The organism is Cetobacterium sp. NK01 (assembly GCF_024506395.1).
GTDB classification, from domain to species: domain Bacteria; phylum Fusobacteriota; class Fusobacteriia; order Fusobacteriales; family Fusobacteriaceae; genus Cetobacterium_A; species Cetobacterium_A somerae_A.
Genome location: NZ_JANIBO010000002.1, coordinates 299,791 through 312,667, shown reverse-complemented (window position 1 = coordinate 312,667; position 12,877 = coordinate 299,791). Strand labels below are relative to the sequence as shown.

The following is a 12,877-nucleotide window of genomic DNA, read 5'->3' as shown; positions in this document are numbered from 1 at the left end:
ATTAGTCCTCCTTTTTTAAAGAGTAACCAAATCCACGGATAGTTTTAATATACTTGCTATCTGGATCTAATTTTTTTCTAAGAGATTTAATATACATATCAATTATTTTTCCATCTCCAAAATAATCATAACCCCAAACATTTTCTAAAATATTTTCTCTTGTTAAAACTAAATTTTTATTAACCATCAAATAATGCAACAAATTATATTCTGTTTTAGTTAATATAACAGGGATAGAATCTAATAGTACCTCTTTAGTATTTAAATTAAGAGAAATATTCTCAAATTTTATAATTTTTTTATCTACAAAAGCTTGTTTATTTCTAAAAATAACTCGCATTCTTGCTAGAAGTTCATCTATAACAAATGGTTTTGTTATGTAATCATCAGCGCCCAAATCCAAAAGTGTAATTTTACTAAAAATCTCATCTTTAGCAGTTAAAATAATAATAGGAATATTGGATTCTGTTCGAATAGATTTACAAACGTCTTCACCACTTGTTTGAGGTAACATTAAATCCAAAAGAATTAAAGAATAATTATTTTCTCTAAAAAGCTCTAATCCTTTTTTTCCATCTTCAGCAAGGTCAACTTTATACCCCTCATGAACAAGTTCTAACTCTAAATATCTTCTTATTTTTGGGTCGTCTTCTATAATAAGTATATACTTTTTTTGCATTGTCACTCCTTTTATACAAATCTTTATATATTATAGACTCATTATAAACCTAAAAAGTAAAAAAATGGTAAAAAAAATTTTTAAAAACTTGTTAAATTAAAAATTATAAAGTATATAATATATAGTAATTTCTTTTATTTAAGAAAAATTTACTAAAAATTTACTTTTTGAAATTATAATAAAAGAAAAATAAGGGAGGCAGCAATGGAGATATCAGCAGTAATACCAGTTTATAATGAAAAAGATAATATAATACCTATGGCGGAAAAAGTTGAAGAAGCTTTTAAAAAAGGATTTGCAAGCTACGAAATTATATTTATAAATGATGGAAGTAATGATGGTAGTTATGAGATTTTAAATAATTTAAAGAATAAGAATAAAAATGTAAAGGTGTATAATCTAGCTAAAAATAGTGGACAAAGTGCAGCGATTGATGCGGGGTTTCAGAAAGCAGAAGGAGATCTTATTTTAATGATGGATGGTGATTTACAAACAGATCCTGAAGATGTATATAAGCTATTAGAATATATTCCAGAGTATGATGTAGTTAATGGAAGAAGAGCTACGAGAGAAGATGGATTTAAAAGAAAATTAGCTTCTAAAGTAGGAAATGGGTTTAGAAATTTTGTAACAGGAGATAATATTCAAGATACAGGGTGCCCTTTAAAACTTTTTAAAAAAGAAGTAGTAAAATCATATAAACTTTTTAATGGAATGCATAGATTTTTACCAACATTAGCTAAATATATGGGTTATAAAGTAACCGAAGTTCCAGTAAGGCATTATGATAGATTACATGGAGAGTCTAAATATAGAGTTTTTGGTAGGGGAATTAAAGCGTTTAAAGATGTTTTTGCTGTTAGATGGATGAAAAATAGAATTCTTAACTGGAAAATTGAAGAATAAAATAGAAAAGAGGAATAAAAATAATGATAGATTTAGAAAATTTAAATATTTTTTTAATTATAGGATTCGTTGGACAGGGACTTTTTTCTATGAGATTTATAATACAATGGTTAGCTAGCGAAAAAGCTAAAAAGAGTGTGATACCATTTTCATTTTGGACTTTTAGTTTAGGAGGGAGTGTACTTTTACTAATATATGCCATATATAAGAAGGATCCAGTATTCATATTAGGACAAGCCCCAAATGTATTAATATACTCAAGAAATATATACTTAATAAAAAAAAGAGGAGCTGATTGTTAATGAAAATTGTTGTAACAGGAGTAGCAGGATTTATAGGATCACATTTAGTTGAAAACTTATTAAAATTAGGGCATAGCGTTATAGGAATTGATAATTTTCATGAGTTTTACTCTGAAGACATAAAAATTAAGAATGTTTTAGAAAGTGTAGATAGCATTGAATATCTTAATGAAATTTTATCAAAAGGTGAAAAGAATAAAAAAATTGAATTTCTTTTAGAAAAAGTAAATTCATCGGTATATTCTTTAAAATATTGTGATCTAAAGGATCTTGAAAGTTTAGATAAGATATTTAATGAAAATAAAATTGATATGGTTATTAATCTTGCTGGATTAGCAGGAGTTAGACCATCTCTAGAAAATCCACTTGAATATGAAAGAGTTAATATAGGGGGATATTTAAATCTTTTAGAGTGCTCTAAAAAATATGGAGTAAAAAAGTTTATTCAAGCATCTTCTAGCTCTGTTTACGGTAATAACAAAATAGTTCCTTTTAAAGAGACTGATGTTGTTGATTTTGCGATATCTCCTTATGCTGCTACAAAAAAATCTGGTGAGGTTCTGGGTCATGTGTATTTTAAATTATATAATATAGATACATTACAATTTAGATTTTTTACAGTTTATGGTCCAAGACAAAGACCAGACTTAGCTATTCATAAATTTGTTGATAAAATTCTTAAAAATGAAAGTATTCCATTTTTTGGAGATGGAGAAACATATAGAGATTACACTTATATAGATGATATTATTGATGGTGTTATTAAAGGTGTCAAATATCTTGAAAAATATGACAATGTATACGAGATTATTAATTTAGGTGAATCTGATGCGATTTCTTTAAATAAAATGGTGGAAACAATTGAAAAGCATTTAGATAAAAAAGCTATTATAAATAGATTGCCTATGCAACCAGGAGATGTAAAAAGAACGTATGCAAATATAGATAAAGCTAAAGAACTATTAGGATATAAACCAACTACAAAGTTTGATGATGGAATAGAAAAGTTTATAAAATGGTACTTAGGAGGAAAGTAAAATGAAAATAACTGTAATTGGTACAGGATATGTTGGGCTAGTTCAAGGAGTTATTTTAAGTGAGTTTGGTCATAAAGTTATTTGCTTAGATATAGATGAAAAAAAAATAAATAATTTAAATAATGGAATTCTTCCTATTTATGAGCCAGGGCTAAAAGATATTCTAGATAGAAATGTTTTAGAGGGAAGGTTAAAGTTCACTACTGATAAAGAGTACGCTTTACAAAATTCTGAAGTTATATTTATAGCTGTTGGAACTCCACCTGCTGAAGACGGTTCTGCAGATTTAACTTATGTATTACAATGTGCAAAAGATATTGGTAAAAATATAAAAAATTATGCAGTAGTTGTTAATAAATCAACAGTTCCAGTTGGTACAGGAGATTTTGTAGAAAAAGCTATAAAAGAAGAGCTGAAAGATAGAGGAGTTGAAATAGAGTTTGATGTTGTTTCAAATCCAGAGTTTTTAAGAGAGGGAAAGGCTGTAAATGATTGTTTAAGACCAGATAGAGTTGTTATTGGAACTGAAAGTAAAAAAGCTTTAGAAGTAATGAAAAAAATATATGATGTTTTATATATAAATAAAACTCCTTTTGTTTTTACTAATAGAAGAACTTCAGAAATGATAAAGTATGCATCTAATGCCTTTTTAGCTGTCAAAATATCTTTTATAAATGAAATGGCTTTATTAGCTGAAAAGGTAGGAGCTAATACCCAAGAGATTGCTCAAGCTATGGGAATGGATGGTAGAATATCGCCTAAATTTTTACATTGTGGACCAGGTTATGGTGGGTCTTGCTTTCCAAAAGATACTAAGGCTATTGTAGAAATTGGAAAAGAGTATGAAGAGGAAATGAGTGTTGTTGCTTCAGCTATCTCTGCTAATGAAAAGCAAAAGAAAAAAATGATTGAAAAAATAATAGAAAAAATGGATGGTGTGGAGAATAAAACAATATGCATATTAGGATTATCTTTTAAGCCAGATACAGATGATGTAAGAGATGCACCTAGTCTAGATATTATAAAAGGGTTGATTGAAAAAGGCGCGTTTATTAAAGCGTATTGTCCTAAGGGAATTGAAGAAACTAAGTGGAGATTAGAAAACTATAAAGATCATATAATGTATTGCAAAGATGAAGAGGAAGCAAGTACAGATTCTGATGCTGTAGTTTTGGTCACAGAGTGGAATCAATTTAGAGGAATTAACCTAGAAGAGTTGAAAGAAAGGATGAAGGGTGATTTTTACTTTGATCTTAGAAATGTACATGCGAAACATTGTAAAGTAAGATCTTTATTTAAATACTTCCCTGTAGGACAAAATTAAAAAGGAGAGTTTATGAGATTTAAGGAGGATACGTATAAAGAGAGATACAAACTATTTTTCATAGGTTATTTTGCATTGTTAATAGGAATAGCTTTTTTAAGGTTTCCAGATGTAAGAAATGAATTAAAATATTTTATCATTACAGACCAAATGGTTTATAGTAAAAATTTTATGATACTTAAATATTTTAATGAGCTATATCCAGATAAACCCCCAGTATATTTTTGGTTATTGGGTCTGATAAGAGGCTTTAGTAAGGAAAGTTTTTATCCTATTTCTCTAATAATTGGAGGGATAATTCCAGCTGGAGTAACAGCTTATTTAGGATTTAAATTGTCTAAATTATGTTGGAATGAAAAAATGGCTTATATTTCCACAGCTATATTTATAACATTACCATATATATTTGGAGTAAGTTTGGTTCTTCGAATGGATACTTTGATGACAATGTTTATAATGAGTTCTCTTTATATGTTTTTTTCATTTTATTTAAATAAGAAGGAAAAATCATTTAATAGAATTATATATATGTATATTTTTATTGCAATAGGTATATTAGTTAAAGGTGGAGCAGCCTTAGTTATTCCATTATTAACAATTATATTTTATTTATATTTAAATAAAGACTTAAGTTATATAAAAAAATTGAGACCAATACTGGGCCTAGCAATAATATTGGTAATATTAGGCCTATGGTTTTTAATGATGTTGAGTTTTCCAGAGGGAAAAGATTATATAGGACTACTTTTAGGACAAGAAACTTTGGGAAGAGTTGTTAAAGCTAAGACACATACAAGGCCTATATATTATTATTTGAAACTACTACCTTTAACTACATTACCTATAGCTCCATTTTTTTTATTTGGACTTTATAAAAATTTGAAAAATTTGAAAAACAGAAATAAATGGAAAAATATTGATAAGATTGCATTTAGTTTGCTTATCCCAAATTTAATATTTTTTAGCTTAATAAGTGGAAAGTTAGATATATATTTATTACCACTTTATTACGGAATTGTTATAATGACTTTAAGAGTAGTTGAAAAAAAATGGAGTGGAACTAAAGAGAAGATATATAAAACTCTTTTATATATAAATTGTGTTATATTTAGTATTTGTTTTATTGCATTACCTTACTATAACAAAAAATTATACTCTTAAAGATAGTATAGATATTTTAAAAGAGAACAGTGAAAAGGTTTATAATTATAGATTTGAAGATATAAAGAATATCTCTAATGAAATAAATAAAAATAATATTCAAAATCTTTCTTTGGATAAACTAGATATAATGAAAGAAGGAGAGTTGTTGATAGTTAGAAAAAATATGAGAAAATTATTCCAAAAGAAAAGTTAGAATCAATATACTCAAATAAAGAATATAATATTTTTATAAAAAAATAAGGTCGTAGAAATACGACCTTAGATTTTTTTTACAAATTCAGATTTAAGTTTCATAGCTCCAATACCATCAATTCTACAATCGATGTTATGATCTCCTTCAACTAATCTTATGTTTTTTACTTTTGTTCCAATTTTAACAACAGAAGAACTTCCTTTGATTTTTAAATCTTTAATAACAGTGATTGTATCACCATCAGCTAAAAGAGTTCCATTAGCATCCTTTACAATAAGAGCGTCGTCTGAGTCATCCTCAGTAGCTTCCATTGACCATTCATAAGCACACTCTGGGCAAACAAATAGATTTCCATCCTCGTAAGTGTACTCTGAATTACACTTAGGACAATTTGGTAATTTTGTCATAATATTTTTCTCCATTCTATAAATAATTACTTATATTATAAAACAAATTTGAAAAAAATTCAAGAAAACAAAATTTTATTGGTATTATTTAACTTTTAATCCTTATATAAAGGAAATTTTTTACAAAGAGTTTTAATCTCTTCAATAATATTTTTAAGAATTTCATCATTATCACTATTTTGTAAAGCTGTAACAATTAAATTTCCAATTAAAATCATCTCATTCTCTTTCATACCTCTTGTTGTTAAAGCAGGAGTACCAAGTCTGATTCCACTTGTAACAAAAGGACTTTTAGTATCATAAGGAATTCCATTTTTATTAACTGTTATATTTACTTTTTCTAATATTTTTTCAGCATCTTTTCCAGTTATATCTAAATTTGTAAGATCAACAAGAATAAGATGGTTATCAGTACCTCCACTGACAACTCTAACTCCGTTTTGAGTTAATGTGTCTGCTAAAACTTTAGCATTTTTTATAACTTGTTCTTGATATTTTTTAAATTTGGGTGAAAGAGCCTCTTTAAAGGCTACAGCTTTACCTGCTATAATATGCATTAAAGGCCCACCTTGAATACCAGGAAATATAATCTTGTCGATTTTTTTAGCAATCTCTTCATCATTAGTTAAAATAAGCCCACCTCTTGGTCCTCTAAGAGTCTTATGTGTTGTGCTAGTAGTAATATGAGCATATGGAATCGGAGATGGATGTAATCCAGTTGCAACAAGTCCAGCAATATGAGCCATATCGACAACTAAGTAAGCACCAACTTCATCAGCTATTTCTCTAAATTTTTTAAAGTCAATAGTTCTAGGATAAGCGCTTGCTCCAGCGATAATAAGTTTAGGTTGATTTTCTAAAGCTAATTTTCTAATTTCATCATAGTCAATTCTTTCATCATCTTTTTTTACACTGTATGATATAACTTTATAATCATTTCCAGAAAAATTAACATTTTTACCATGAGTTAAATGTCCACCGTGATCTAGTCTCATTCCTAAAATGCAGTCACCTAAATCTATCAAACTTCTATAAGCTGCCATATTAGCTTGAGAACCAGAGTGTGCTTGGACATTAGCAAATTTTGCGCCAAAAAGTTCTTTTGCTCTTTCAATAGCTAAAGTTTCAACTATATCTACAAATTCACACCCTCCATAATAACGTTTATTAGGATACCCTTCGGCATATTTATTTGTCATAGCTGAACCAACAGCTTCCATTACACTTTTTGAAACAAAATTTTCCGAGGCAATAAGTTCTAAACCATTTTCTTGTCTATCTAACTCTTTTTCAATAGCATTGTAAACATCAATATCTGTATCTTTTAAAAATTTTAACATTAAACTACCTCCTGCAAATTATGTGATATTTTAATTATATACTATTAATGTGTAGAATTCCATATATAAAATCAATAAAATAAAAAAACTTTGATTTTAGATTCAAATATGCTAAAATTATTTCGTGAAATATTTATTTAAAGCTTATATATATTTGGAATATGGCCAAAAGTTTCTACACCAAACCTTAAATTTGGTACTATAAGTAAAAGTAAATTGGGAGTCAGTTAACCCAGGAAGCTTTTGCTTGCTGGGATTTTTTTATTTGGGAGGATTATTTAATGAAAAATTATTTAAAAAGTGCATTATTACTAGGAAGTTTATTTATAGTTGGGTGTAGTTCTTTAGTTGAGAAAAAAGAACAAGCTAATATGATAATAAAAAATGGAACTCTTTTAACAATGAATGAAAAAAGAGAGATTATAGAAAATGGAGTTATAGTTATAAAAAATAATAAAATAATCTCTGTAGGAAATGAAGATTTATTAAAAAAATATAGTGCTACTAAGGTTATAGATGCAGACGATGGAATTATAATGCCTGGAATGATAAATACTCATACTCATGTATCAATGACAGTATTTAGATCTTTAGCAGACGATGTTCCTGATAGACTAAATAGATATATTTTTCCTTTAGAGAATCAAATGGTAAGCCCAGAGATGTCATATATAGGAGCAAAGCATGGAGCTATGGAGATGGCTTTAGGGGGAGTAACTACGATGGTAGATATGTATTTATTTGAAGAGAGTGCTGCTCAAGCTGTTAAAGAGGTTGGATTAAGAGGAATTATGACACAAAATATAATTAAATATCCAACAGCAGATGGAAAAGAAAAAGGAGAAACATTAAATAGAGCTGTTGCTTTTGTAGAAAAATATAAAAATGATGAATTAATAACTCCAGGGTTCGGACCTCATGGACCTCATACAGTAACAAAAGAGGAGTTATTAAAAATCAAAGAGCTTTCAAAAAAATATAACGTGCCTGTTTCAATGCACGTAGCAGAAACTGATGGAGAATTTGATAGAATCAAAAAAGAATATAAAATGACACCTGTTGAGTACTTAGATTCAGTTGGTTTATTAAATGAAAGATTTATTGCAGCTCATAATATATTTATAACAGATAGTGATATAGAATTAATGAAAAAAAGAGATGTCGGAATAGCTCATAATATGGTTGCTAATATTAAATCAGCAAAAGGAATCTCACCAGCTTTAAAAATGCATGATAAAGGGATGAGAGTAGGTCTAGGAACAGATGGTCCTATGAGTGGAAACACTTTAGATATAATTGGTCAAATGGGGTATGTTGCTAAGTTACACAAATTAGATACAAAAGATAGATCAGCATTGCCGCCAAAAAAGGCTGTTGAAATGGCAACGATAGGTGGAGCAAGAGCTATACATAGAGAAAATGAATTAGGAAGTTTAGAAGTTGGTAAATTAGCTGATATAGTAATAGTGGAAACAAAGTCAGTAAATATGAATCCAATATATGATCCATATTCAGCTTTAGTTTATTCAGCTAATGCTAGCAATGTAGATACTGTTATAGTAAATGGAAAGCTAATAGTAGAAGATAAGCAAATTAAAACTGTAGATTCTAAAAAAGTAATAAAAGATATAACTGATTTTAAGGAAAAAGTTCAAAAAGTTGCAGAAACTCTATAAAATTAGTCAAAATTATGATATAATATATCCTGTTTTTAAAAAGTTATTAAACTATTTAAATATACAGGGAGGAAACTAATCAGAGTATGCTAGAAAAATTTGTAATTATAATTACGTTATTGTATTCTACAGTCACTTTTGGATATGAGGATACAAAAATTAGAGAGATTATAATAAGTGAAGTGTTGTCTCACGAGGGGGATAAACTTGTAAAAACACAAAAGGAACTTTCTAAATATGGAATAAGAAATTTTTTATTAATTGAGTACAATAAAAAATTTAATAAAGATTATGAAATAAAATCTCTTACAGAGGAGCAAGCTAGAGAAATAGCTGAGCATCTTTTAACAGAGTATCGATTGAATGAGGTTAAGCACTCGTATTCACAAATGATGATATTTGATATATTTTTTAATGGTGGATATAATGCAGGAGCTGTTATAACTCAAAGAGCTTTAAAAAGATATAAACCTTCAGAAAATATAGTTGTAGATGGAGTTTTAGGAAGTAAAACAATAGCTGTTATAAATTCAGTTCAAGATCATGAAAAGTTTATAGATCTTATAACAGAAGAAAGAATAAATTATTATAAAAGTTTAACTAGTTGGGAGCTATATGGAAAGGGTTGGGAGAAAAGAATTCTATCTTATAGAACTAAGTTAAAAGAGATGGCTATGGTTGACATTAATAATAGAATATAGTATATTGTGTTTAAAAGAATAAAAAAAGTTTACTAGGGGAGCCAAAAGGCTGAGAAGTTAAAAAACTGACCCTTCGAACCTGATCTAGTTAATTCTAGCGTAGGGAAGTAGCAAAATACAATATTTTTTAGTTAAGAATACGACTATAATTTATAATTTGGCTATCCCTATTTTAGGGATAGCTTTTTTTATGCAAAAATTCTAGGAGGTAAAAAATGAAAAAAGTTTTAACTATAGCAGGATCTGATTCGTGTGGTGGTGCAGGAATTCAGGCAGATTTAAAAGCTATGAGTGCTCAAGGTGTATATGGAATGAGTGTCATAACTGCAATTACAGCACAAAATAGTATGGGAGTTTTTGCAGTTCAAGAGGTGGACTTGAATATTATAAAAAAACAGATAGAAGTTTTATATGAAGATATAGAGATAAGTTCAGTTAAAATAGGAATGTTATCTAGTAGTGAAATTATAAAAGTTGTTTATGAAACTTTAAAAAATGTCAATGGAAAAAATATAGTTATAGATCCAGTTATGGTTTCTAAAAGTGGTTACTATCTTTTAAAAGAGGAAGCAATAGAAGCGTTAAAAGAATTTTTAAAAATTGGAACTCTAGTAACACCAAATATTCCAGAAGCAGAAATTTTAGCAAATATGAAAATAGAATCTGAAGAAGAGATGATTTTAGCGGCTAAAAAAATAAAAAAATTAGGTACTAAAAATGTTTTGATAAAAGGTGGACATAGAGAGGATAACTGTACAGATATACTTTTAACAGAAGAGAATGAGATTATTAAACTTTTGGGTGAGAGGTTTGAAACAAAAAATACCCATGGTACAGGGTGTACATTATCTTCAACGATAGCTTCTTATATAGGAAAGGGTTATTCTATCGAGAAATCAGTAAAAATAGGAAAAAGATACATAACAGATGCAATAAAAAACTCTTTTTCTATAGGAGAGGGAGTAGGACCAGTAGGACATTTTGTAGATATTTATAAAAAGGCTGGTGTTGATTTTGAATAAGAATATCATGAAAGAGGAGTTAGTTGATGAGGTTGTATTAGCTTTAAAAAATATTAAGGAGAAAACACCATTGGTTTATCATTTAACTAATACAGTAACTATAAATGATTGTGCTAATATAACCTTAGCTATTGGAGGTTCACCATTAATGTCGTTTTGCATAGAAGAGATTGAAGAAATAATTGAATTTTCATCAAGTATAGTTTTAAATATAGGAACTATGGATAAAAGTATGGAGACAATGGCAGTGGAGGTTGGAAAAATTGCTAATAAGTTAAAAAAACCAATTATTTTAGACCCAGTGGGGGTAGGAGCCACAAAGGCCAGAAAAAATCTTGTAAATGCATTATTAAAAGAGATAAAATTTACAGTAATAAAAGGAAATATGGCTGAAATAAAGTCAATTTTAAATATAGACTCTTTAAGTAGGGGAGTAGATTCTTTAGAAAAGGATGACAGTGGAGAAAAGTTAGTAAAGCTTGCAGCTAAAAAATTTAATTCAGTTATAGCTATAACTGGAGAAATTGATTATATTGGAAATCAAGAAATAGTTTTTAAAGTAATGAATGGTCATAAAAAAATGGAACTGGTTACAGGAACAGGGTGTATGATTTCATCTTTAATAGGAGCATTTTTAGGTGGAAAAAATAACTCATTAGTTAGTGCAGTAGGTGGAGTATTATCAATGGGAATAGCTGGAGAATTAGCAGAAAAAAACTTTATAGGAACAGGAAGTTTAAAAGTTAATATAATGGATAATATATCTAATCTAACTGAGGAGATAATAAGAAAAAATGAAAAAATATCCTCTACTATTTAGTAGAGGATTCATACTTTTTATATAAATAAAGTGGTAAACCTGTTAAGTAGATAAGAAGTGTTTGAATAATATATTTTTCTCCAGCAGCATACACCATCCAAAAACAATAAAATATAGCTAAAGTTCCATATAGAATATATTTTTTCTCACTTTTAAATGATGAAATTTTTAATAAAAATAAGATAGAAAAAATATAAGGTAAAAGCATTAGTGCAGCAGCAGAATTTGTAATTATAAGATATACATTGCTTGAAAAAAGAGACACCATAAAAGCAAGCTGCTTAATGAAAGCATTGAAAATTAGGGCATTACTAGCGGCACCATTAACATTTAATTTTTTTAAAAAACTTGGAAATAGATTATCCATAGATATATTATATGGAATTTCAGCAGCTATAATAGTCCATGTAATCCAAGCTCCGAATATAGAAATTAAAACAGAAATATTAATAAAAATTGCACCCCATTTGCCAATAATGGCTTCTAAAATATAGGCTAAAGCAGGATCTTTTAAATTTTGGAGTTTCTCTGCAGGAAGTATTCCATAGCTAAGCACAACTATAAAAATATATAAAAAAAGTGCTATAAAGTAACCAATAAAAGTAGCTTGACTAACATCATTTTTATTTTTTGCTCTTCCTGAGATAACGACCGCACCTTCAACTCCTATTAAAGCCCATAAGGTTTGAAGCATACAACCTTTAATTTGTGTGAAAAGATCACCTTTATAATTTAAAGTTCCCAAAAAATCAAAAGAAAATATTTTATACTTAAAAAAAATAAACATAAAGCAAATAGACATAATAATTGCTGAAATTTTTCCGAAAGTAGCTAAAAAATTAAAAAAATTATAAGTTTTAATTCCTTTCATAATAATATATGAAATTAGCCAAAGAAGAAATGTACCTAAAATAAATCCTTGGGGTGTTTTCACTCCTACAATAGATGGAAAAAAATAGCTTAATGTTTGTACTATAAGAACAGGGTAACTAGCATTACTAACAACGCAAGCTAACCAATATCCCCAAGCGGAAAAAAATCCAGCTAAAGGTCCGAAGCCAATACGAGCATATTCATATATTCCATTATTTAAATCCGATTTTTTTAAAAGAAGTCTTTGGTAGATTTTTATTATGAAAAATACACCTAATGCAGATATAGTCCAACCAATTAAAGCTGCACCAATAGAAGATGTTTTTGCAATTTCTTTTGAGATATTAAAAATTCCACCACCAATAACAGAGCCAATTACAACACCAATAAGTCCAAATAAACCGAACTCTTTTTTCTCAGCCATAAATATCAC

14 protein-coding genes and 2 riboswitches are annotated in these 12,877 nt (G+C 28.2%); of the genes, 10 read left to right on the top strand and 4 right to left on the bottom strand.

All coding sequences use genetic code 11. The annotated features are described in order from the left end of the window. Position 1: 1 nt before the first annotated feature. Positions 2 to 679, bottom strand: a complete 678-nt coding sequence (locus NON08_RS10665) for a response regulator transcription factor (RefSeq protein ID WP_256691564.1) — start codon at positions 677 to 679, stop codon at positions 2 to 4. 204 nt (positions 680 to 883) lie between these two features. Here NON08_RS10665 and NON08_RS10660 point away from each other — a divergent pair, with 204 nt between their 5' ends. Genes NON08_RS10660 through NON08_RS10635 form a run of 6 tightly spaced genes read left to right on the top strand, consistent with a single transcriptional unit; the run spans position 884 to position 5,605 of the window. Further along, entirely contained in the window at positions 884 to 1,585 is a 702-nt protein-coding gene (locus NON08_RS10660) for a glycosyltransferase family 2 protein (protein WP_256691563.1), read from the top strand. Between the two features lie 23 nt (positions 1,586 to 1,608). Further along, positions 1,609 to 1,887 carry a lipid-A-disaccharide synthase N-terminal domain-containing protein gene (locus NON08_RS10655; protein ID WP_256691562.1) on the top strand — a complete coding sequence of 93 codons (279 nt, stop codon included), beginning with the start codon at positions 1,609 to 1,611 and terminating at the stop codon, positions 1,885 to 1,887. Further along, positions 1,887 to 2,924 carry a GDP-mannose 4,6-dehydratase gene (locus NON08_RS10650; protein WP_256691561.1) on the top strand — a complete coding sequence of 346 codons (1,038 nt, stop codon included), beginning with the start codon at positions 1,887 to 1,889 and terminating at the stop codon, positions 2,922 to 2,924. Before NON08_RS10655 ends, NON08_RS10650 begins: the two co-directional genes overlap by 1 nt. Position 2,925: 1 nt before the next feature. Then, a complete protein-coding gene (locus tag NON08_RS10645; RefSeq protein WP_256691560.1) occupies positions 2,926 to 4,248 on the top strand; it encodes a UDP-glucose dehydrogenase family protein in 1,323 nt (440 codons plus the stop codon). Positions 4,249 to 4,260: 12 nt separating this feature from the next. Continuing rightward, on the top strand, positions 4,261 to 5,409 hold the full coding sequence (locus NON08_RS10640; protein ID WP_256691559.1) for an ArnT family glycosyltransferase: 1,149 nt from the start codon (positions 4,261 to 4,263) through the stop codon (positions 5,407 to 5,409). Continuing rightward, positions 5,348 to 5,605 (top strand): hypothetical protein, encoded by a 258-nt coding sequence (locus NON08_RS10635; protein ID WP_256691558.1) that lies wholly within the window; start codon positions 5,348 to 5,350, stop codon positions 5,603 to 5,605. The genes NON08_RS10640 and NON08_RS10635 overlap by 62 nt, the downstream gene beginning before the upstream one ends. Positions 5,606 to 5,670: 65 nt before the next feature. Here NON08_RS10635 and NON08_RS10630 read toward each other — a convergent pair whose 3' ends face one another. Together NON08_RS10630 and glyA are read right to left on the bottom strand one after the other, a co-directional pair. Next, entirely contained in the window at positions 5,671 to 6,012 is a 342-nt protein-coding gene (locus NON08_RS10630) for a zinc ribbon domain-containing protein YjdM (RefSeq protein WP_256691557.1), read from the bottom strand. Positions 6,013 to 6,107: 95 nt separating this feature from the next. Continuing rightward, the gene (gene glyA / locus NON08_RS10625; RefSeq protein WP_256691556.1) at positions 6,108 to 7,352 is read right to left on the bottom strand and encodes a serine hydroxymethyltransferase; all 1,245 of its coding nucleotides are present in this window, start codon (positions 7,350 to 7,352) and stop codon (positions 6,108 to 6,110) included. 124 nt (positions 7,353 to 7,476) lie between these two features. Next, a riboswitch (purine riboswitch) is annotated at positions 7,477 to 7,574 on the top strand. A gap of 59 nt (positions 7,575 to 7,633) precedes the next feature. On the opposite strand from glyA, the gene NON08_RS10620 reads away from it, so the two are divergent. The 4 genes from NON08_RS10620 (at position 7,634) to thiM (ending at position 11,571) form a co-directional block, all read left to right on the top strand. Continuing rightward, positions 7,634 to 9,028 carry an amidohydrolase gene (locus NON08_RS10620; protein WP_256691555.1) on the top strand — a complete coding sequence of 465 codons (1,395 nt, stop codon included), beginning with the start codon at positions 7,634 to 7,636 and terminating at the stop codon, positions 9,026 to 9,028. Between the two features lie 86 nt (positions 9,029 to 9,114). After that, positions 9,115 to 9,729 carry a putative peptidoglycan-binding domain-containing protein gene (locus tag NON08_RS10615; protein ID WP_023049686.1) on the top strand — a complete coding sequence of 205 codons (615 nt, stop codon included), beginning with the start codon at positions 9,115 to 9,117 and terminating at the stop codon, positions 9,727 to 9,729. A 24-nt stretch (positions 9,730 to 9,753) separates the two neighbouring features. Next, positions 9,754 to 9,852, top strand: a riboswitch (TPP riboswitch). Positions 9,853 to 9,944: 92 nt separating this feature from the next. Continuing rightward, positions 9,945 to 10,751 (top strand): bifunctional hydroxymethylpyrimidine kinase/phosphomethylpyrimidine kinase, encoded by an 807-nt coding sequence (gene thiD / locus NON08_RS10610; protein ID WP_256691554.1) that lies wholly within the window; start codon positions 9,945 to 9,947, stop codon positions 10,749 to 10,751. Next, positions 10,744 to 11,571 carry a hydroxyethylthiazole kinase gene (gene thiM, locus NON08_RS10605; RefSeq protein ID WP_256691553.1) on the top strand — a complete coding sequence of 276 codons (828 nt, stop codon included), beginning with the start codon at positions 10,744 to 10,746 and terminating at the stop codon, positions 11,569 to 11,571. Before thiD ends, thiM begins: the two co-directional genes overlap by 8 nt. Here the strand turns inward: thiM and NON08_RS10600 are convergent. Continuing rightward, positions 11,564 to 12,868, bottom strand: a complete 1,305-nt coding sequence (locus NON08_RS10600) for an amino acid permease (protein WP_256691552.1) — start codon at positions 12,866 to 12,868, stop codon at positions 11,564 to 11,566. The two genes, thiM and NON08_RS10600, sit on opposite strands and share 8 nt — an antisense overlap. Positions 12,869 to 12,877: the final 9 nt, after the last annotated feature.